We start from the raw sequence: 20,499 nt of genomic DNA, 5'->3' as shown, positions 1-20,499 counted from the left end.
CCCCCCCCCCCCCCCCCCCCCCCCCCCCCCCCCCCCCCCCCCCCCCCCCCCCCTTTTAGATGTGTATAAGAGACAGGAACATTATTGATCAATTATGCTGATAAACCCAAGAACGATGGCTTTTTTACCGGAGAACTCAAAGGCGATACCTTGTTTGTTGATTACAGTTTCAAGGTAGGGACAGACAGTATAGGCACCTATACCAACCCGCTGGCCTTCCTTAAAAAAGATGGCAAGCTGATTATGGGCGTTGGCCAAATCGAAACTACCTTGGGCCGTTCGTATTTTGTAAAAGGTAAACCGATTAATTTCGAAGCCGGCAAGTTTATCTTCGAACCGAAAGATTGCAAATAGGCGTACAGCTTTTGCATACACTTGCGAAGTTTTTAAGACTTCGAAGGTGTATGCTGGCTTAATAATTCCCTCAGTTGGAAAGATGCCCACAGGATTGTGTGACTTTTTTATTCATGATTTCAGTTTATTTTATTGTAAATCAATTAATTACATATTTTTCAAAATAAATACTACTAATTCTATAGATATTATATATATTTGTGGTGTTGATTAACCAAACCAAAAGCGTAATGATACTTAGTCAGACAGAAAGAACCACAATCGAGCCTAAAATCACCTTAGTAGGTGCAGGTCCGGGCGACCCTGATTTGTTGACCTTAAAAGGAGTGAAAGCGTTAAAAACCGCTGATGTGGTTTTGTACGATGCCTTGGTAAACGAAGCCTTGCTAAACTATGCACCTGCAAATGCCATCAAAGTATATGTAGGCAAACGTTCTGACGATGAATCATTTTCTCAGGATTTGGTTAACAAGCTGATGATCGATTATGCCTTAAACTACGGGCATGTAGTGCGGTTAAAAAGTGGCGATCCTTTTGTGTTTGCCCGTGGTTATGAAGAAATCGATGTAGCCGAATCGTATAGTATTCCTACAGAGATCGTTCCGGGCGTTTCGAGCGCTTTGGGTGTACCCGGCTTGCAAAAAATACCAATGGTATACAGCAAGCTGAGCGAAAGCTTTTGGGTGGTGACCGGTACCAACGCCAAAGGAGATATTTCTCCAGATTTGTATGTGGCTGCCAAATCGAATGCCACCATTGTAGTGCTGATGGGCATAGAAAAAATCAGGGAAATTGCAGGTATCTTTAAAGCCGAAGGTAAAACACAATTGCCTGTAGCGGTAATCGAAAATGGATCATCGACCCAAGAAAACGTAGTTGTGGGCATTGTTGATACCATTGAAGAGCTGATCGAAGAAAAGCAAATCAGTTCGCCGGCACTCCTCATTTTCGGTCAGGTGGTTTCCTTACATCCGCAATTCAATGCCATTAAAGATTTTTATGCCACGCTTGTAGAAGAAGGCTATTAAGAGCTTAGGTAAATTCATATTTATTTTTTGTTTGGTTGTTAGGGCTGAGGTAAAACTCAGCCTTTTCTTTTTCTGAAATAAATTTTCCTTAGAAATAACATATCGGCAACCGGCAAAAATTATTTTTCCTAAATGTTTGCAATACTCAATCTATTGCCTATTTTGACTAAGATTTTTCAATGCTACGTTTATGGAAATTATACACTTCAGTGCCGAATGTTATCCAGTTGCAAAAGTTGGCGGATTGGGCGATGTGGTAGGCGCTTTGCCCAAGTATCAGAATAAACTTGGTCATGTGGCAAAAGTGGTAATGCCAGCTTATCACAATAAGTTTTTGCAGCAGAACGAATTTGAGGTAGTTTACGACGGCTGGGTGCGCCTAGGGTCGAATAACTACCAAGCCCGCATTTTTAGGGAAAAGACCAATAAACTGGGTTTCGACCTGTTTTTGGTGCATATCAGCGGGTTACTGGACCGCGAAAAAGTATATGGCTATGAGGATGACACCGAACGCTTTTTGGCTTTTCAAATTGCAGCATTGGACTGGATTGCACAATGGGAACATCGTCCTGATATCATCCATTGCCACGACCACCACACCGGCTTAATTCCGTTTATGGTTGGCAATTGCTACCAGTATCGCCATTTGAGCTACATCCCTACGGTACTCACCATCCACAATGCCCAATACCAGGGCCAGTTTGGCTGGGAAAAACTTTATTACCTGCCGGCTTACGAGTTGCGCAATTCGAGCAAGCTGGATTGGGGCAACTGCATCAATCCTTTGGCTTCGGCCATTAAATGTGCCTGGCGGGTAACTACCGTATCGCCGAGCTATTTGGAGGAAATCAGCTACCAAGCCAATGGCTTGGAAAATCTTTTGGCCCAAGAGCGGGGCAAATCGGCAGGCATCTTAAACGGAATAGACAATGAGGTATGGGATCCGGCCAAAGATCCGATGCTGAGCAAAACATTTTCGGTACGTACGGTAGATAATGGCAAAAAAGCAAACAAAGAAGCCCTATGTACTGTTTTTAACTTGGATAAAGAAAAACCGCTGTATACTTTTATCGGACGTTTAGTAGGCGAAAAGGGAGCCGATCTGTTGCCTGATATTTTTTACAATGCATTGCAGCAGAGCAATCGCGAAATCAATATTTTGGTGCTCGGTTCTGGCGATTCTCATGTAGAAGATCGCTTAAATGAGCTGAAACATCATTTCAAAGGCAGTTATAATGCCTATATTGGCTATAACGAAGTATTGTCTCACCAGATTTATGCAGGAGCTGATTTTCTATTGATGCCTTCGCGGGTGGAGCCTTGCGGACTGAACCAGATGTATGCCTTGCGTTATGGTACCATTCCCATTGTAAGGCGCATTGGCGGCCTAAAGGATACGGTTACCGACATTGGTGATGGGGGTTTCGGTATTTGCCACGACCAAACCAGCGTTTGGGATGTTGGACATGCCATTGGAAGGGCCTACGAATTGTTTTTAGACCAAAAGAAAGTAAAGGATATCCGCAAATATATCATGTCGCTAGACCACTCATGGGACCGGGCGGCACAACAATATATAGACTTGTACCAAATGTAAACATCAACAGCTATGACCGACAAAGTATTGGGTGTTATTCTTGGCGGGGGCCAAGGATCGCGATTATCTCCGTTAACGCAAACCCGCTCCAAACCGGCAGTGCCGATAGGTGGTAAATACCGCCTTGTCGATATTCCAATTTCCAACTGTATGAATTCCGGCATCCACCGCATGTTCGTACTGACCCAGTTTAACTCTGCATCATTAAACAAGCACATCAAGAATACTTATCACTTTAGCCATTTTTCGAAGGCTTTTGTCGATATTTTGGCCGCCGAGCAAACGCCCGATAACCCTACTTGGTTTCAGGGAACCGCCGATGCGGTGAGGCAGTGCATGCACCACATCGTCAACCACGAATTCGATTATATCCTGATCCTTTCGGGCGATCAGCTGTATCAAATGGATTTTAGGGAAATGCTAAAGGCGCATATCGATAAAGGCGCCGAAATCACCATCGCTACCATTCCGGTACATGCTAAAGAAGCAACCGAATTTGGGATTTTGAAAACCGATGAGGACAGCTTTATCACTTCGTTTATCGAAAAGCCAAAGGCAGATTTGTTGCCCGATTGGACTTCGGAAACCAGCGACGAAATGAAAAGTGCGGGCAGGAACTACCTGGCTTCGATGGGTATTTACATCTTCAACCGCGATTTGCTGATCAAGATGCTTAATGAAAATCCGGAAGAAAAGGATTTTGGCAAGGAGATTATCCCGCGTTCTTTGGTTAGCAACCACGTGTTAAGCTACCAGTATGAAGGCTATTGGACCGATATTGGTAATATTTCTTCTTTTTTTGAAGCCAATTTGGGCCTTACCGACGAATTGCCACAGTTTAACATGTTCGATAGTGCCCACACTATTTTTACGAGGGCAAGGATGTTGCCGCCTTCAAAGGTATCGGGTACGACGCTAGAAAAAACCATTGTGGCCGAGGGCTGTATCATCCAAGCCAGTAGGGTAGAACGGGCGGTTTTGGGCATCAGGTCGAGGATTGGAAAAGGCACTACCATTGCCAATTCTTACATCATGGGCAGCGACCATTACCAAACCCTCGAAGAAATACAGGAAGCTACGGCTATAGGAAAGCCGCTGCTTGGCATTGGCGACCGTTGCTATATCAATAATGCCATTGTGGATAAAAACTGCCGGATCGGCAACGATGTACGTATCAACGGCGGCAGCCATCTTGCTGAGGGAGATTATGGCCTGTATGTGGTGAAAGATGGGATTGTAGTGATTAAAAAAGGCTCGACCATTGCCAACGGAACTGTAATTTAACCTATTTTGTTGATAATTGACAAAGCCTCCTTAATTTAAGGAGGCTTTTTTGTAGCTTAAAGCCTGAAAACTAAACTTGTATTGATGAGTATTCCTTACATGCTGATTTTGCTTAGGCTGCTTTTGGCGCCCACAGTGGTAATTTTGGCTTATTTTTTCGGCGCGCAAAGCGCTTTGGTAATTCTAGGGCTGATGTATGTGGGGCTTTTTTCTGATATTTTTGACGGGATAATTGCCCGAAAGCAGCAGCTTTCTACCGCAAAGATGCGCAGGATAGACAGTCAGGTAGATTTGGTGTTTTGGTTGGGCATTGCCTGGAGCTGCTACCTGATTTATCCCGATTTGATTGAAGAAAACAAGATTGGGGTTATCTTGGTTCTGGCCATGGAAGGGCTTTGCTATTTGGTTAGCTTTCTAAAATTTGGGAAGGAAACCTGTACGCACGCATTTCTCTCTAAAATGTGGGGATTGACCCTGTTAGCTATGTTTACTGCACTTTTGGGCTTTGCCCACAATGGCTGGATATTTAAGACCTGTGTTGTTTTGGGACTGGTTTCGCAACTAGATGTGATCTTGATTAATTTGATTCTGCGCAATTGGGCCCACGATGTTCCGAGCTTTTACCATGCAATTTTAATGCGCAAAGGCATTCCGTTTAAAAAGAGCAAATACTTGAACAGTTGATGCAGGCAACAGGAAACCAGCTACGAATAATTAAAAACGAGCGAAAAGGTTGTTTTTTCGTTCGGTATCGAATCTGCTTCTAAGCCGCCTCGGTGCATTTTCATGATGTTGCGCGTAATGGTGAGGCCAATACCCGAGCCATTTTTCCGCGTCGTGTAAAAAGGCACAAAAATCTTGTCGATGCTATCAGGTTCAATTCCTTTGCCATTATCGGTTACCTCAATATAAACCTTGTTGTGGGCCAATCGGTAAGTAACCTCAATGACAGGTTTTTCGGTGTTTTCTAAGGCGTACATACTGTTGGTAATGAGGTTGATGAGTGCTTGCTCGATCAATTTGAAATCTACCTGGATAGAGATTTTGGAAGCCGTTTGCAACACCTGGAGCTTGATGTGCTTGGCGCTTACCATCGGCTGCATCAATACCTTAACATGTTGCAAAATTTCGCCTATGCTATGGAGCTCGGCATTAGGCGTAGGGAGTTCGGCAATGAGCCTGTAGTCTTTTACGAAGTCCAATAAACCTTCCGAACGCCTTTTAATGGTTTGCAGTGCCGGCTTAAGGTCCTCCAGGTCTTCGGTATCTAAACTGGTCTTGTTGCTGATCATTTGGTTTACGGTATCCGATAAAGAACTGATTGGCGTAATCGAATTTAGGATTTCGTGCGAAATTACACCAATTAAACGGTTCCAGGCTTCGGTTTCCTTTTGCTCGATCTCGTCTTTGATGTTTTGGAAAGAAATGATGATGTGGTCGGCGCCATACAGGTTGAGCGGGATCACCTCAATGGAAAGCTGGATGAATTTATCTTGTATCTTGAGTTCGAGAAAGCGTTTGCCACCCGTACTGATTTTATCGATTTCGTGGGCAAAAATGGGCAGATGTTCCTGAAAACGGTGCCAATAACTGTAGGCCGGCACGTTAAGCAGGTTGCTGGCCGCCAGATTGAAAAACGAAATTTCCGATTTGTCGTAAGCGTTTTTTTCTTTCTTCACCACAATTACTCCAACCGGCACCTGCTCTAAAATGGTTTTGATGAGCTGGAAGATGGCATCCTGTTCCAGCTGGATATCTTTATGGATCTGAATGATATCGTTGAACGATTCGTACAGTTCAGGAAAACTGCCTTTGGTAACCTTGTTTCTGAAATTAAGCGTATGGTCTCTTGTTTTTACCGCCAGGATAAAGCGCTGGATATCTTCCCTGATTTGGTTGATGTAAAAATAAAGCGAAACGATGCTGCCTAGCAAAACCAGGCTGATGCCCGTAATGGTAAACCATAACTGTGTATTGCGTACCAGATATACCAAGAGTAGGGCCAATACATTGATGAGCACCAGTCTGCTAACTAAACGAAAGGTAAATCTTTGGTAGAACATGTTATTGGGTATTGCGTTTGGTTTATTGTTAATGGTCTATAGTTCATGGACCATAGACCATAGCTTAGTTTTAAGCGTTGGTCTTTCATGTTTCTACAGGCCAAATTTTTCAATTCTTCGGTATAAGGCAGCGCGGGTAAGGCCCAATTCTGCGGCTGCCCTCGAAATATTGCCTTTGTGTTTTTCGATGGCTTTGTTGACCATCATTTTTTCCATTTCGTCTAAGGCCATATCGTTTTGCAATACAGGTTGGTTGCCAAATTTTTGTGGCGAAAGCTGCAGGTCGTGCTCACTAATTTCAAATCCGTCAGCCATAATAACGGCTCGTTCCATTACATGTTGCAGTTCGCGTACATTGCCTGGCCAGCTGTAATTGAGCAAGGTGTCTGCTGCCTTCGGAGTTAGGCTTTTTAAGGCTTTGTGGTATTTGCCACTAAATACTTGCAAAAAATGCTGGGCCAATAGCACAATATCGTTTCCACGCTGGCGCAATGGAGGCAACAAAAGCTCAACGGTATTGATGCGGAACAGCAAATCTTGTCTAAAAGTACCTTTGTGCACCATTTCGTCAAGAGGCATATTGGTAGCGCTGATCAAACGCACATCAATTTTCCGTTCCTTGCTTTCGCCCAGCCTGATTACGGTACGGTTTTGCAGTACGCTGAGCAGCTTGGCCTGTAGGGGCAGGGAAAGATTGCCTATCTCATCCAGGAAAATGGTGCCGCCATCGGCCATTTCAAAACGACCAGGTTTATCCTCCTTGGCATCGGTAAAAGCGCCTTTGGCGTAGCCGAACAATTCGCTTTCGAACAGGTTTTCGTTCAACGAGCCTAAATCTACGTGCATAAAAAGTTGTTTCCACCTGAGCGAATTTTTATGCAATTCGTAGGCAAATACCTGTTTTCCGGTGCCATTCTCTCCTAAAATAAGCACATTGGCATCGGTGGGCGCTACTTTGGTGAGGGTTTTTTGCAGTTGCTGTACATTTTCGTTGTTGCCTATAATGTGCTCGAACTTGCGCGCCATGTCGCTTTGCAGAGAAGTATGGATTTTTTCGAGCTTCTTTACTTTTTTGTTCGATTGCCCTAATCGTGAGGCCGCCGAAAGCGTTGCAAAAAGCTTCTCGTTTTCCCAAGGTTTCAGGATAAAGTCGGTAGCCCCCTTTTTAATGGCCTGTACCGCCAGCTCTACGTTGCCAAAGGCGGTCATCAAAATCACCACATAGTCTTTGTCAATAGAAAGGATGTGTTCCAACCAGTAGAGGCCCTCTCTGCCGTCGCTCGCGCCTTTTTGGTAGTTCATGTCGAGCAGAATAATATCTACTTCGTTTTTGCTCAGCAGCACATTGATTTCCCTTGGCGATTTGCAAGTCATCACTTGATTAAAATGCTGTTTCAAAAACAGCTTGGCGCTCAGTAAGATATCGTCGTCGTCGTCGATAATCAGAATATTTGCATCTGTCATAAACTATATTTTATAAGGCTTGACCTTAACATTCCGTAAGTAATAGCGGTAGGATGAAGCAAAAATAACCGAAACTGTTCGATGGTGTACAGCTACTGTCCGTTATCGAACATGTTTTTTGAAGAATAAAAAATAAATAGCTGTAAATGAGATGATTAAAAATTATTTTTCGCTTGGCACAAACTTGGCAACTAACCGAGCATTAACACGATATTCCAAATGGACAAAGTAATAAAGAAAAAGAGATTTAATAAAAAGACGATTTTAATCATAGCTGGTACGATCATTTTTGTAGGCCTGGTGGCTTATGGCTATAGCTTGTCGCTCAATAAGGTTTACAAGGCCGATCCCGATAAGGTAACCATCAGCAAGGTTCAGTATGGCGATTTTGAGGACGTGGTATTGCTTAATGCCAGCGTAGTGCCGTTAACTTCGGTAATCGTAAGTTCTTCTGAAGGCGGTACCGTTGCCGAAATTTTTACCGAGAATGGGGCATCGGTGGTTAAAGGAACACCTTTGCTGCGCATAGCCAATGCCAATGCTATGCTGGGCTATACTTCGAGCCAAACCGCGGCCACCGAGCAAATCAATCAGTTGCGTAAATCGAGGTTGGATTTGGAACAGAACCAAAGGGTGCTGAACCAAGACCTGCTCGATGTAGAAAACAACCTGAGAACAGCAACCAGGCAATATAAGCTAGACAGTTCCTTGTTTGCGAAAAAAGTAATTACGTTGCAAGAATTCAATAAATCGAGCCAAGATTACGAATACTACCAAGGCAAACGCAAAATTGTAAAACAAGCTATTTTGCAGGAAAACCAAAGCCGTAAGATGCAATTGGCGCAAATTGACCAGTCGATGGCCCAAATGAACGAGAGTTTGGAGATGATCCGCAAAAACATCGAAAACATGACCATCAAAGCGCCGGTTTCGGGTAAACTATCATCGTACGACCCGGTTATCGGTAAATCGTATGGTGCGAACGAAATGATTGGAAAAATCGATGTATTGCAAGGCTACAAACTGCAGGCCGGCGTTGATGAATATTACATCAACCGTGTGAAGGAAGGACAAACCGCGCAATGCGAGTTTAACGGAAAAACCTATAAGCTGACGGTTAAAAAGGTAATTCCAGAGGTTACTGCCAGTCAGTTCCAGGTAGAATTGGCATTTGAAGGCAAATCGCCCGACGAGCTGAGAAGGGGTTTGTCTATGCAGGTGAAGCTTACCTTGTCTGACAACAGCAAATCGCTTTTGCTATCGCAGGGACAGTTTTTCCAAAGCACCGGTGGCAGTTGGGTATTTGTAGTGAACAATGGCAAGGCCACCAAAAGAAACGTAAAAATTGGCCGTAAAAACTACTTGTATTATGAGGTGTTGGAAGGCCTGCAAAAAGGAGAAGAGGTAATTACCTCATCGTACGACCAATTTAACCAGTACGATATCATAGAAATTAGCAAGTAAGTTAAAAATTGAAATTTAGGTTGGGTTAGCTCTGTATCAGGTGCGTTGATCGGAGCACCAACCTTAAAAACATAAACCGGTAGAAAAGCTGATGAAGAAAGCGGGCTACATATTTTTATTCTTGTTGTTGCATGGCCTCCTTGCTGCTGGACAGGTTTTTCCGAAATCGTTTTTTGAGCATTATCAATTATCGACCAAGAAAACGAAATCGTTCGATATTTATGTAACCAAGCCCGTAGTGAAAGGGCCAAAACCCCTGCTGATTTATTTGGATGGCTCGGGCAATTATCCGATCGAGTACAAAACCAAATCTGGGCGTTATGCTACTTCAATTGCCATGAACATTGGCCGTTATGCCAAAGACTATTATGTGGTTATCATCAGCAAGCCGGGTACACCGTTTTCCGATTCGTTGCAGTACAGCCATTCGGGAAGGGCTTTTTACCCCGAAAATGCAAGCTATAAGGAATTGTATAGCTTAAACTGGCGGGCTGAAACGGCTTCGGCCGCTATCGATTTCCTGGTAAAAAAAGCAGATGTAGACCAAAACAAGGTTATTGTAATGGGCTATTCAGAGGGTTCGCAGGTTGCACCTCGAGTAGCGGTGCTCAACAAAAAGGTTACCCATGTAGTTTGCTTTGTTGGCAATGCGCTGAACCAACTGTACGATTTCCTGATTGGTGCCAGGCTACAAGCCTATAGCGGTAAGATTTCTGCCGAAGAAGGCCAGCAAATGGTTGATTCTTTGTATCGCGAATATGCCAAAATCTATGAAAAACCCACTTCGGTTACCGAAAATTGGTATGGAGAGAGCTATTTGAAATGGAGCAGCTTTACGCAAACAACGCCACTGGAGAACATGCTTAAACTCCATATTCCCATTTTGTATGTTGCCGGAGGCCGAGATAATAACCAAACCATATTGGATATGGATTATGCCAAACTGGAATTTTTGAGGAAGGGCAAGAAAAACCTGACCTACAAGGTTTATCCAAATGCCGATCATTATTTTCAGGAAGAAAAAGTTGTTGATGGAAAGGTGAAAAAGACCGATCGTTTAGACGAGGCGCATCAATATGCCATAGACTGGATTAATGCCGTCAACCAAACAGAACAAACACCAACCATTGACAAATAACATCAAACATTAAAAAACTAAAATAGGATAACTGCTATGATTAAGATCGAAAATCTAGAAAAAGTTTACAAAACCGAAGAAATCGAAACCACTGCCCTCAACGGCATTAACCTGCACGTAGCCGAAGGCGAATTTGTTTCCATTATGGGGCCATCGGGTTGTGGCAAATCAACTTTGCTCAACGTAATGGGGCTTTTAGACAAGCCTGAAAGTGGCAGCTACAAGTTTATCGATACCGAATTGCTGACTTTAAACGATAGGGAACGTTCGAATTTCAGAAAGAAAAACATGGGTTTCGTGTTTCAGAACTTTAACCTCATTGATGAGCTGACCGTATTTGAAAACATCGAATTGCCCTTGATCTACAATAAAGTACCTGCCGGCGAACGCAAAAAAATGGTCAATGAAATCATCGGCCGTATGAACATCGTAAACCGGAGCGGTCACTTTCCGCAACAGCTTTCGGGTGGTCAGCAACAACGTGTAGCCGTAGCCAGGGCCTTGGTAACCAAGCCTAAACTGGTATTGGCCGATGAGCCTACGGGTAACTTGGATAGCACGCACGGTAACGAGGTAATGGAATTGCTTTGCGAGCTGAACGAATCGGGCACCACCATTGTTATGGTTACCCACTCTAGCCACGATGCCAGTTTCTCTAACCGCATCATCAACCTGAAAGATGGCCATGTGATTTCGGAAAAAGTGAACAAAGGCAGAACTGAAGAACTGATTTAGTTGGCCATGGCGGTTTGTAGTTTAGGCTTATTGTTTGCCTCGCCAAGGGTTAATCAACCAATGAACTAATCATCCCATCAGCTAACAACACACACAAATGAACCTCATAAACTCAATAAAATGTTTCGATTAAACCTAAAAATCGCATTACGCAATCTGTGGAAGCATAAGGGATATACATTGCTTAATATTTTTGGGCTTTCTGTTGGCCTAACCGGCTTTATCATGATTTTGCTTTTTGCCAACCACGAAAAAAGCTATGATAGCTGGAATCCCAATGCCGATAATGTTTACCGCATTTCGATAAGATGGGCGCCTGGCGAGGAAGAATATTCGTCGAGCCCGGCCGAATTGGCTCCGGCTTTGAAAGAAGTATTGCCCGAGATACAGAATTATGCCCGCTTTTATGTATGGGACATTAAGCAACGCCTGGTGGCCAAAGATAAGAACGAGGCTTATGTAGATCACATTATGGGGGTTGACAGTACTTGGTTTAACTTGTTTCCTTATAAGTTCATTTACGGCGATGCGCCAAAATCGCTCATGGCTTCCGATCAGATCGTATTGAGCAGCAAAACCAGCGAACAGTTTTTTGGTAAGGCCAATCCCGTTGGGCAAACCGTTACGATCAACAATAATAAACGTTATACCGTAAGTGGTGTTTACCAAGAGCCTAATACGCCCGAGCATATGGATTTTGATGGCTTTATCAAAAAATCGTCGGCAGGTGATGGCTGGGGCAATGGAAACTTCTATACCTATCTGTTTCTGAAAAAAGGAATAGACGGAAAGCTTTTTGAAGAAAAAATCAATAAAGCCTTTAACAAACTGCCGATTATGAAGCAGCAGGATTGGCTAAAAACGGCACACATTTACATTACGCCGGTTAAGGATATTTACCTGAAAGCCACCAGCGCCCAAGATCCGGCGAAACGGGGCAATGCCAAAACCGTAACGCTTTTGCTGTTGTTTTCGGGCTTGCTGCTGGTTATTGCCTGCATCAATTTTACCAACCTTTCTATTGCCCAATCGGTAAAACGTGCCAAAGAAACTGGCGTACGCAAGGTTTTAGGTGCCAAAAGAAGCAATTTGATAACTTATTTCTTAACTGATACTGCTATTCAGTGCGTTTTGGCCCTGTTGCTTTCTTTTGCATTGGTTGAGGTGTTTACGCCCGTGCTCAACAATTTAATGGACCTGAACCTCTCTTTATTCGGCTACAATAACCCGATGCAGCTGACTATCCAGTTAAGTTCGGTTATGCTGCTGGTTATCCTGCTATCCGGAGGTTATGCCGCATTTTTCTTGTCTAACTACGAGCCCGTAAAGGTACTGAAAGGCAATTTGTCGAGAAGCATGGGCAGTTTGTGGATGCGCAAATCGTTGATTATGGTGCAGTTTGTAGTGGCTACCGTATTTATGGTGGCGCTCATTATCATCAGGCAACAGGTTAATTACATCAAAAATCAGGATGTTGGTTTTAACAGAGACCACGTGGTGGTATTTAAGATACGTAACAATGAAAGCAGGAAAAACTTTGCGCAGATTAAGCAAAGGCTTTCCAAAATAGATGGTGTTGCTGCAGTAAGCCGGGTAAACTATTACCCAGGCGTAAAGGCCATGCAGGTCATCGGTCGCGAATATAAGGGCAAAAGTATCCAGAACCTCAGTATGGTGACCGTAGATTTCGACTACTTTGAAGTAATGGGCATGCCTGCACAGCTGGGCCGTACCTTTTCTACCGAATTTGCTACAGATAGCTCGGCCATTGTGGTCAACGAATCGGCAGTTAAAAAATACCAGTTGCAAAAAGAAGTTGGCCACCAGTGGATTGAAGACAGAACCCTGATTGGGGTGGTTAAGGACCATGTGCAAAAAGGAATGGAAACCCGGGCCGAGCCAACCGCCTTTGTGGTAGAAGGCCGCCATACAAATGGCGCGGATAACGTCATCTTAAAAATAAAGGGCGAAAATGCACAGCAAACCTTGGCCGAAGTGAAAGCTGTTTGGGAATCGGTAGAACCTTTTCCTTTTCAGTACACCTGGCTTGACCAAAGTTTTGCTAAAGTTTATGAGCAATATGTAAGGCTCGATAAGCTGTTCAATATTTTTACCTACGTTACCTTGTCAATTGCCATATTGGGCCTCTTTGCCCTGGCCTCTTTTACCGTTCAGGAAAGAACAAAAGAGATTGGCATCAGAAAAGTACTCGGTGCCGAAACCAAAGATATTTTGCAACTGCTCAACAAAAGCTTTTTGGTACTCATCGTCGTAGCCAACCTTATTGCTATCCCGGTAGCCTACATCTTATCAAGCAATTGGCTGGCTGGTTTTGCCTACCGTACCACCATTACCATTTGGCCATTTGTAGCGGCTACGCTGATTTCGGTCGTCATCACCATCGTAACTGTGAGCCTGCGGGCCTATAAAACCGCCAATGCTAAACCTGTAGATGCGTTAAAGTATGAATAGCCTATAGGCCATCGACCATGGTCTATCAACTATTGAACCAATGAACCAATGAAATAATAGATATGTTTCGATTAAATCTTAAAATCGCTTTGCGTAGTTTATGGAAGAACAAAACGGCATCTTTCATCAATGTAATTGGGCTGGCCATTGGTTTGGCCGCCTGCCTCATGCTGTTGCTTTATGTAACCTACGAGTGGAATTTCGACAAGCAGTCGAAAAACGCGACCGATGTGTACACCACCATGACCAATATTGCTGGAGAAGGTGGCACCATTTCTGGTACTTTTGAAGGTTCTACCACTGCATTTGGTCCCGCCATTAAGCAAGGCGTGCCTGAAGTAAAGTACATGACCAGGCTGGATTATGGTCGCAAGAACTTGATTGCCAATGGTACCAATTCGTTTAAGCGCAATTCCAAGTTTGCCGAGCCGGATATTTTCCATATGTATGATTTTGAGTTCATTAACGGCAATCCTAAAACAGCTTTGAACAACCCGAACTCTGTGGTATTGACCGAAACTACAGCCAACATCCTGTTTGGTACGACGGATGTATTGAATAAAACGGTTCGTTTTCAAGATAAGATTGATTTGAACGTTACAGCGGTAATTAAAGACCAGCCTGATAACAGTTCCAACAAATTCGACTACCTGATGCCATGGTCATTACTGGGCAGCATCGATCCTGGTGCTAAAGACCTCAGTTGGGAAAATTACAGCTATGTTACTTTGGTGATGCTCAAACCCAACGCCGATTTGGATTTGGTAAACAGAAAAATAAAAGAAGTCATCAAGAAAAATACCAACCTCGATTTTCAGTCGCAATCTTTGTTTCCATTGAGCAAATTGCACTTGTACGGAAAGTTTGAGAATGGCAAGAGTGTTGGTGGCAACATCGAGCAGATTTGGTTGTTTACCGGATTAGGATTTGGCATTCTGCTCATTGCCTGCATTAATTTTATGAATATGGCTACGGCCAAATCGGAAAAACGGGCCAAAGAAGTGGGCATTAAGAAAACGATTGGCGCCAACCGTTGGTCGCTCATTACCCAGTTCCTCACCGAATCGATGGTGTTGGCTTTTGTGGCCGTTGTTGTGGCCATTGCCCTGCTGGAGCTCTTTTTGCCAACCTTTAATCACTTGCTCAATATCAAGTTGAACATGGGCTATTTTAACGAAGGCAGTTGGATTGGCATTTTAGCCATTGTGTTTGCTACAGGTCTGATTGCTGGCAGTTATCCTGCATTTTACCTGTCGGCCTTTAACCCGATACAAACCCTAAAACGCAAAATTGGCAAAAACAGCTTCTTGCAGATCAGTTTAAGGCAGGTGTTGGTGGTTGGGCAGTTCTGCTTCGCTATTATCCTAATCATTTCTACTTTGGTGATTTACCGCCAGATCCAGTATGTGAAGAACAGGCCGGTTGGCTTTAATATCAATGCTTTGGTAGAAATGCCCCAAGATGGCGAACTGAAATCTAAATACGAATTGCTCCGTGCCGAACTGCTCAAATCGGGAGCGGTTACCAGTATGTTTCAATCGTCGGTAAGTCTATCGCATCGTGGCTCTAACTTTATGGACATTAGGTGGGAGGGGATGACCCAAGCCGAAAACACGCAATTGTTTAACCAAGTAGCTACTACTTACGATTACATCAAAACCAACGGCATTAAAATGCTGGAAGGAAGGGATTTTTCCGAAAAATTTGCCTCCGATACAGCGGGAGTCATGGTGAGTGCGTCGGCGGTTAAAACTTTTGGCTATACCAATCCGGTGGGCAAAACCATAACGGTATTTGGCGATAAGTTCAATATCATTGGTGTGTTTGACGATTATGTATGGGATTCGCCTTATAAATCAAATAACCCCATGGTGGTTTTCTTCGATCCGCGGCGCAAAGGCACCATTACCATGCGCCTGAACGAAGCCAATACGCTCGAACAGAACATCAATACCATTACGCAGCTTACCAAAAGCATCAATCCGGCTTACCCTGTCGAAATCAACTTTTTGAATACCCTTTACGCCGATAAGTACAATACAGAAAAGACTTTGGGCGTTTTGTCGAACCTTTTCGGCGGACTGGCCATTTTCGTGTCGTGCCTGGGCCTTTTCGGTTTGGTAGCCTATAGCGCCGAACAACGCACCAAAGAGTTTGGTGTACGCAAGGTATTGGGCGCTTCGGTAGCTAATTTGATGCAGCTGCTCTCGGTTTCATTTGTGAAAATGATTGTGGTGGCCATTTTGATTGCCACGCCTATCAGTTATTTCGCCATGAACAAATGGCTAACCAGGTTCGAATTCCACACGGAGTTTAACTGGTGGCTGGTACCTTTGGCCGCTTTCGGAACCCTGTTTGTTGCTTTGATTACCATCAGTTTCCAGGCTTTCAAATCGGCCAAGGCCAATCCGGTACAGGCCTTGAAATACGAGTAGTCGATCCCTAGCAAATAGTTGATAGGGTATGGTTTAACAAGCCCCAACGAACTAATTAAACGAATGAACCAATAAAACCTAAAGACATGTTCCGATTAAATCTTAAAATCGCGTTGCGCAACCTTTGGAAAAACAAGGGCTTCTCATTGATCAATATTGGAGGTTTGGCCATTGGTTTGGCTTGTTGCCTGCTGCTGTTGCTGTATGTTAACTACGAATGGAGCTATGACAAACAGTATAAAAACGTTGATAACATTTACTTTAGCAGGCTCAATTTAAAGTTTAATGGTAAGGTAGCCACTACTTATGCTGTACCCCTTAATTTAGCCAATGCGGTAATGCAGGAAATTCCTGGCGTAAAAAACGCAGCGAGGATGATGGAAATGAACGAGAATCTGTTTAGCCGAAACCAGAACAAGTTTAAGCTGAATGCTACTTATGTAGATCCTTCATTTATCAAAATACTGAGCTACGATTTCATCTATGGTAGCGCAGCCAATTCGCTGAACGAGCCCAATGCGGTTATTTTAACGGAAACCGTGGCAAAAAAACTGTTTGGCAATGAAAACCCGATAGGGCAGGCCGTAAAATGGGACAACCAGAAGGACTTGAAGGTTACCGCAGTAATTGCAGATTTGCCTAAAAACCAAGGTATTCAGTTTGATGTTTTGCAACCTTGGGCATTTTATGAACAGCTCAACCCCTCTACCAAGGAAAGCGGCTGGGGAAACATTGTTTGCAGGTCGATATTCGAACTGAAGGAAAACGCTTCGCTGGCGGCCGTTAATGCGTCATTGCTCAATTTTATACCCAACAAGGAAAGCGATCTCAAATCGTACCTCTATCAGGTATTTCTTTTTCCAATAGGCAAAACGCATCTGTATGATAAATTTGAAAATGGAAAGCAGGTTGGTGGTAAAATAGACCAGGTAAAATTATTTGCTTTCTTGGCATTGTGCGTGCTTTTTATAGCCTGCATCAACTACATGAACCTTTCGACAGCGCGTTCTGAAAAAAGGGCAAGAGAAGTAGGAGTTAGAAAAGCTTTGGGATCTGGAAGAAGCTTGCTGATGTGGCAGTTTATGCTCGAATCGTTGTTGCTTTCATTTTTAGCCATGTTTGTGGCCTTTGCATTGCTCGAACTTTCATTGCCGTATTTTAACAACCTGTTGGATCTTCATATCCAGGTTGATTACGGCTCTTACTTGTTTTGGATAGTTTTGACCAGTCTCGCCTTACTCACTGGTTTGCTGGCAGGTAGCTATCCGTCTTTTTACCTTTCGTCTTTCATTCCGATAAAGGTATTAAAGGGCTTTAAGGGATCGGTAGGTACCTTGTCGATCAGAAAAGTACTGGTAGTGGTGCAATTTAGCCTATCAGTCTGTATGATCATTTCGGCTATTGTAATTTATAACCAGATCCAGTTCCTCAAAAACAAGCCTTTGGGTTTTGAACAAAACGGTATGGCCCAAATCGATTTGGAGGGAGAATTAAAAAATCCATCGCGGCTGCAGTTGTTCAAAGACGAGCTCAAAAAGAGCAACGCGATAATTTCAGCAACCGAATTTGCAGGTCCTTTTACCGGCTATGGTTCGGTTACTTCTGGAATCAGTTGGCCCGGAAAAGCTGCAGACGATAAGTCTATTATGAACTACCGAAGCACCGGTTTTGATTTTGTACGCACCATTGGCGCCAAATTGGTAGCGGGAAGAGACTTCTCTCCAAGATTTGCAAGCGACACATCTACCGCGGTAATGCTCAATGAAAGTGCGGTAAAACGAATGAACCTTAAAAATCCTGTGGGAACCATGCTGACTTGGAATGACAACCACTCGTTAAAAGTGATTGGCGTGGTTAAGGATTATTTTAACGAAGAGCTTGGCAAGGAGGTCACCCCAACTTTATATTACTATAATATCAACGAAAGCAAGGTGTTGTTGCTAAGGCTCAATCCAAATCAGCCTTTAAATGTTTCGGTGCAGGCTATTAAGCAGGTGAGCGAAAAACTAAACCCCAATTATCCAGCTGCCATCAAGTTTGTAGCAGAAGGGATGAAAGAAAAACTTAGCAACGAGCGACTGTTAAGTGTACTTTCTAACTTGTTTGGCGGGTTTGCCATTTTTATTTCCTGCTTAGGGCTGTTGGGTTTAGCCCTGTACATGGCAGAGCAACGCAGTAAGGAAATCAGCATCAGAAAAGTATTGGGCGCAGGCCTTTCGGATATTTTGGTCCTGCTGAACAAGGATTTCATGAAACTGGTGTTGATTGCCAATGCCATAGCCGTTCCAATAGCTTATATCCTGCTGGCGCAATGGCTGCAAAAATACGATTATAAAACAGCGCTCGGCTTTTGGCCTTTTGCCTTGGCCATTTTTGCATCAGTATTCATTGCTGTGGTTACCGTAAGCCTACAGCTATTTAAAGTGGCTAAAGCCAATGCAGTACAGGCGTTGAAGTATGAATAGCATATAGTTCAAAGTCTGGGGGCAAGCCACTCGCGACGAACAGAAATGGAAGTTTGAGCAATGGAGAGCCGCTTGGAGTTGCAGCTTTTAGCTGACCAATGAACTAATCACACGAATGAACCAATAAAACCTAAAAACATGTTCCGATTAAATCTTAAAATCGCGTTGCGCAACCTTTGGAAAAATAGAAATATAACCGCCATTAACATTGGCGGCTTGTCTATTGCATTGGCGGCTTTCATGCTTATCATGATTTATGCTTCTTATGAAACGGGTTTCGACAAGGATAACCCTAACTACGACAACATCTACTTGGTTGGCCGAAAAACACCGGCCTTTACAAGCAACTATACCTCGCCACCGCTAAGTAAGGAAATCAAGCAGCATTTTCCTGAAGTGGTAGCAACAGGCAAAATGAAATCAGGTGGTTTTGAATTTGCAATTAATAGCGATAAGAGTACCGTGTTTGTGCAAAAGCTCTTGTTTGCCGAGTATGAAGCGGCCAAGATGCTAAACATTAAGCCCCTAAAGGGATTAGAGGAACCCAAGGGGGGCGAATTTTTATTTTACCTGAACGAGTCTTACATGGCTACCTTGTTCCCCGACAAAAACGACCAGAAACCAAAACTGGTAACTTTGGGGAACAAAACTTCGGGTCAATCAGGCGTAATAAGTGGGGCCGTATTTGCCAATCCGCATTCGAACGTTTCTTTTGATGGCATTTCGATTGCCAAGGAAATAGGAGTTGGCGAAACCGAAGGCTATAACAATTACTATACCTACATTCAGGTAAAGCCAGGTACGGATGTAGAAGTCTTAAGGCAAAAAATACAAAAAATGTACCGTGTCAGCTTGGCCAAAGCCAATACCGATCCAGACTGGAAATACATCAATGCCACGCAAATCTATTTAGATCCTTTAAAAAACCTGCACCTCAGGCCAACTGCGGGTACCGATACCAATTATAAGGTGTTAATAGCGCTTTCGGTATTGGGCTTTTTGATGTTGGTCATTGCCTGTATCAACTTTACCAATCTGAGTATTGCCCAGGCCACCAAAAGAGCCAAAGAAGTGGGGGTGAAAAAAGTGATGGGCGCTTTCAGGACACAATTAACCTTCCAGTTTCTAATCGAAATCCTGATGCAATGCTTTGTAGCTACGGTTTTTGCACTGATTTTGGCCGAATTGGTCTTGCCTAGGTTCAATAGCCTGTTTGAGGTAGAACTGGTCATTTGGCAGCGCAGCGCCCTATTGTGGCAGCTCCCTTTGGTATTGGCATTGCTTACCTTAGTGGCAGGAGTTTATCCGGCAATGGTGCTTTCCGGCTTTAGACCCGCATTGGTACTGAAAGGAAACTTTCAAACCAGCAGGCAGAGCTATTGGCTTAAAAACGGATTGCTGGTACTGCAGTTTGGCATTGCCGTTGTTTTTATCATCGGGCTATTGGTAATCAACTCGCAGCTCAAGTACATGCGCACGCAAGATGTTGGCTTCAGGCCTGATCAGGTGGTGCGAATCAAAAATATGGCGATTTTTTCCGATCCAGCTGTTTTTGAGCCTGTACGTAACCAGATGATGCAAATTCCAGGCATCAAATCGGTAACTGTGGCCAATGGTATTCCCGATGGCTCAAAAGCTGGAATCAATGGGTATACGGTTGATGGAAAGAAGGAAAGCATCAGTATGCTCAGTGTGGATTTCGACTATTTCGAAACGCTAGGTATCAAACTCAAGGAAGGACGTTTTTTCTCGAGAAATTTCACAGCCGATACCGCTAATTCGGCCATTTTGAACGAAAGTGCCATAGCCAAATACGGATTGATCAATCCCATAGGTAAAATCATTAGGGGTTGCAGCACCGATTACAGGATTGTGGGTGTCATTAAGGATTTTAAAGCTGCTGGCTTTGAAACAGCGGTAGAACCTGTCTCTTATACACATCTAAAAATGGGGGGGGGGGGGGGGGGGGGGGGGGGGGGGGGGGGGGGGGGGGGGGGGGG

At 43.8% G+C, this 20,499-nt stretch carries 14 protein-coding genes; 12 read left to right on the top strand and 2 right to left on the bottom strand.

Translation table 11 applies throughout. The features are described from left to right. Nucleotides 1–84: 84 nt before the first annotated feature. From JHD69_RS15605 to JHD69_RS15585, 5 genes are all read left to right on the top strand, one after another. Complete coding sequence (locus tag JHD69_RS15605) at nucleotides 85–354, top strand: hypothetical protein (protein ID WP_199141281.1); 270 nt, start codon at nucleotides 85–87, stop codon at nucleotides 352–354. A gap of 230 nt (nucleotides 355–584) precedes the next feature. Further along, entirely contained in the window at nucleotides 585–1,382 is a 798-nt protein-coding gene (cobA, locus tag JHD69_RS15600; RefSeq protein ID WP_199141280.1) for a uroporphyrinogen-III C-methyltransferase, read from the top strand. A 190-nt stretch (nucleotides 1,383–1,572) separates the two neighbouring features. Further along, nucleotides 1,573–2,979 (top strand): glycogen synthase, encoded by a 1,407-nt coding sequence (locus JHD69_RS15595; RefSeq protein WP_199141279.1) that lies wholly within the window; start codon nucleotides 1,573–1,575, stop codon nucleotides 2,977–2,979. A gap of 12 nt (nucleotides 2,980–2,991) precedes the next feature. After that, nucleotides 2,992–4,263, top strand: a complete 1,272-nt coding sequence (locus JHD69_RS15590) for a glucose-1-phosphate adenylyltransferase (RefSeq protein ID WP_199141278.1) — start codon at nucleotides 2,992–2,994, stop codon at nucleotides 4,261–4,263. Nucleotides 4,264–4,347: 84 nt separating this feature from the next. Then, entirely contained in the window at nucleotides 4,348–4,947 is a 600-nt protein-coding gene (locus JHD69_RS15585; protein WP_199141277.1) for a CDP-alcohol phosphatidyltransferase family protein, read from the top strand. A gap of 20 nt (nucleotides 4,948–4,967) precedes the next feature. On the opposite strand, the gene JHD69_RS15580 is transcribed toward JHD69_RS15585, so the two are convergent. Both JHD69_RS15580 and JHD69_RS15575 read right to left on the bottom strand, forming a co-directional pair. Further along, complete coding sequence (locus JHD69_RS15580; RefSeq protein ID WP_199141276.1) at nucleotides 4,968–6,326, bottom strand: sensor histidine kinase; 1,359 nt, start codon at nucleotides 6,324–6,326, stop codon at nucleotides 4,968–4,970. A 93-nt stretch (nucleotides 6,327–6,419) separates the two neighbouring features. Then, a complete protein-coding gene (locus tag JHD69_RS15575) occupies nucleotides 6,420–7,790 on the bottom strand; it encodes a sigma-54-dependent transcriptional regulator (RefSeq protein ID WP_199141275.1) in 1,371 nt (456 codons plus the stop codon). Nucleotides 7,791–8,009: 219 nt separating this feature from the next. Here JHD69_RS15575 and JHD69_RS15570 point away from each other — a divergent pair, with 219 nt between their 5' ends. The 7 genes from JHD69_RS15570 to JHD69_RS15540 form a co-directional block, all read left to right on the top strand. Next, nucleotides 8,010–9,254: an efflux RND transporter periplasmic adaptor subunit gene (locus JHD69_RS15570; protein ID WP_199141274.1), complete on the top strand. Its 1,245-nt coding sequence runs from the start codon at nucleotides 8,010–8,012 to the stop codon at nucleotides 9,252–9,254. 91 nt (nucleotides 9,255–9,345) lie between these two features. After that, nucleotides 9,346–10,392, top strand: coding sequence for an alpha/beta hydrolase family protein (locus JHD69_RS15565; RefSeq protein WP_199141273.1), 1,047 nt, complete (start codon nucleotides 9,346–9,348; stop codon nucleotides 10,390–10,392). A 36-nt stretch (nucleotides 10,393–10,428) separates the two neighbouring features. Then, nucleotides 10,429–11,127, top strand: coding sequence for an ABC transporter ATP-binding protein (locus JHD69_RS15560; RefSeq protein ID WP_199141272.1), 699 nt, complete (start codon nucleotides 10,429–10,431; stop codon nucleotides 11,125–11,127). Between the two features lie 120 nt (nucleotides 11,128–11,247). Then, nucleotides 11,248–13,599 (top strand): ABC transporter permease, encoded by a 2,352-nt coding sequence (locus JHD69_RS15555; protein WP_199141271.1) that lies wholly within the window; start codon nucleotides 11,248–11,250, stop codon nucleotides 13,597–13,599. Between the two features lie 62 nt (nucleotides 13,600–13,661). Continuing rightward, nucleotides 13,662–16,034 (top strand): ABC transporter permease, encoded by a 2,373-nt coding sequence (locus JHD69_RS15550; protein ID WP_199141269.1) that lies wholly within the window; start codon nucleotides 13,662–13,664, stop codon nucleotides 16,032–16,034. An 86-nt stretch (nucleotides 16,035–16,120) separates the two neighbouring features. Continuing rightward, nucleotides 16,121–18,499 (top strand): ABC transporter permease, encoded by a 2,379-nt coding sequence (locus tag JHD69_RS15545; protein WP_199141268.1) that lies wholly within the window; start codon nucleotides 16,121–16,123, stop codon nucleotides 18,497–18,499. 138 nt (nucleotides 18,500–18,637) lie between these two features. Further along, nucleotides 18,638–20,499 (top strand): ABC transporter permease (locus JHD69_RS15540; RefSeq protein WP_199141267.1); only part of this gene is annotated, 1,862 nt, incomplete at its 3' end.

The sequence above is a fragment of the Pedobacter sp. ASV12 genome (genome assembly GCF_016429155.1).
In the GTDB taxonomy this organism is placed as follows: Bacteria; Bacteroidota; Bacteroidia; order Sphingobacteriales; family Sphingobacteriaceae; genus Pedobacter.
Note: the sequence above shows the minus strand (reverse complement) of the source record. Positions and strands in the feature narration are given on the sequence as shown.

What these genes read in the sequence shown, in the direction of transcription:
- JHD69_RS15585 (WP_199141277.1), top strand. Translation starts at nt 4,348, where the DNA reads ATGAGTATTCCTTACATGCTGATTTTGCTTAGGCTGCTTTTGGCGCCC.
- JHD69_RS15550 (WP_199141269.1), top strand. Translation starts at nt 13,662, where the DNA reads ATGTTTCGATTAAATCTTAAAATCGCTTTGCGTAGTTTATGGAAGAAC.
- JHD69_RS15560 (WP_199141272.1), top strand. Translation starts at nt 10,429, where the DNA reads ATGATTAAGATCGAAAATCTAGAAAAAGTTTACAAAACCGAAGAAATC.
- JHD69_RS15565 (WP_199141273.1), top strand. Translation starts at nt 9,346, where the DNA reads ATGAAGAAAGCGGGCTACATATTTTTATTCTTGTTGTTGCATGGCCTC.
- JHD69_RS15595 (WP_199141279.1), top strand. Translation starts at nt 1,573, where the DNA reads ATGGAAATTATACACTTCAGTGCCGAATGTTATCCAGTTGCAAAAGTT.
- JHD69_RS15580 (WP_199141276.1), bottom strand. Translation starts at nt 6,326, where the DNA reads ATGTTCTACCAAAGATTTACCTTTCGTTTAGTTAGCAGACTGGTGCTC.
- JHD69_RS15590 (WP_199141278.1), top strand. Translation starts at nt 2,992, where the DNA reads ATGACCGACAAAGTATTGGGTGTTATTCTTGGCGGGGGCCAAGGATCG.
- cobA (WP_199141280.1), top strand. Translation starts at nt 585, where the DNA reads ATGATACTTAGTCAGACAGAAAGAACCACAATCGAGCCTAAAATCACC.
- JHD69_RS15570 (WP_199141274.1), top strand. Translation starts at nt 8,010, where the DNA reads ATGGACAAAGTAATAAAGAAAAAGAGATTTAATAAAAAGACGATTTTA.
- JHD69_RS15545 (WP_199141268.1), top strand. Translation starts at nt 16,121, where the DNA reads ATGTTCCGATTAAATCTTAAAATCGCGTTGCGCAACCTTTGGAAAAAC.
- JHD69_RS15575 (WP_199141275.1), bottom strand. Translation starts at nt 7,790, where the DNA reads ATGACAGATGCAAATATTCTGATTATCGACGACGACGACGATATCTTA.
- JHD69_RS15555 (WP_199141271.1), top strand. Translation starts at nt 11,248, where the DNA reads ATGTTTCGATTAAACCTAAAAATCGCATTACGCAATCTGTGGAAGCAT.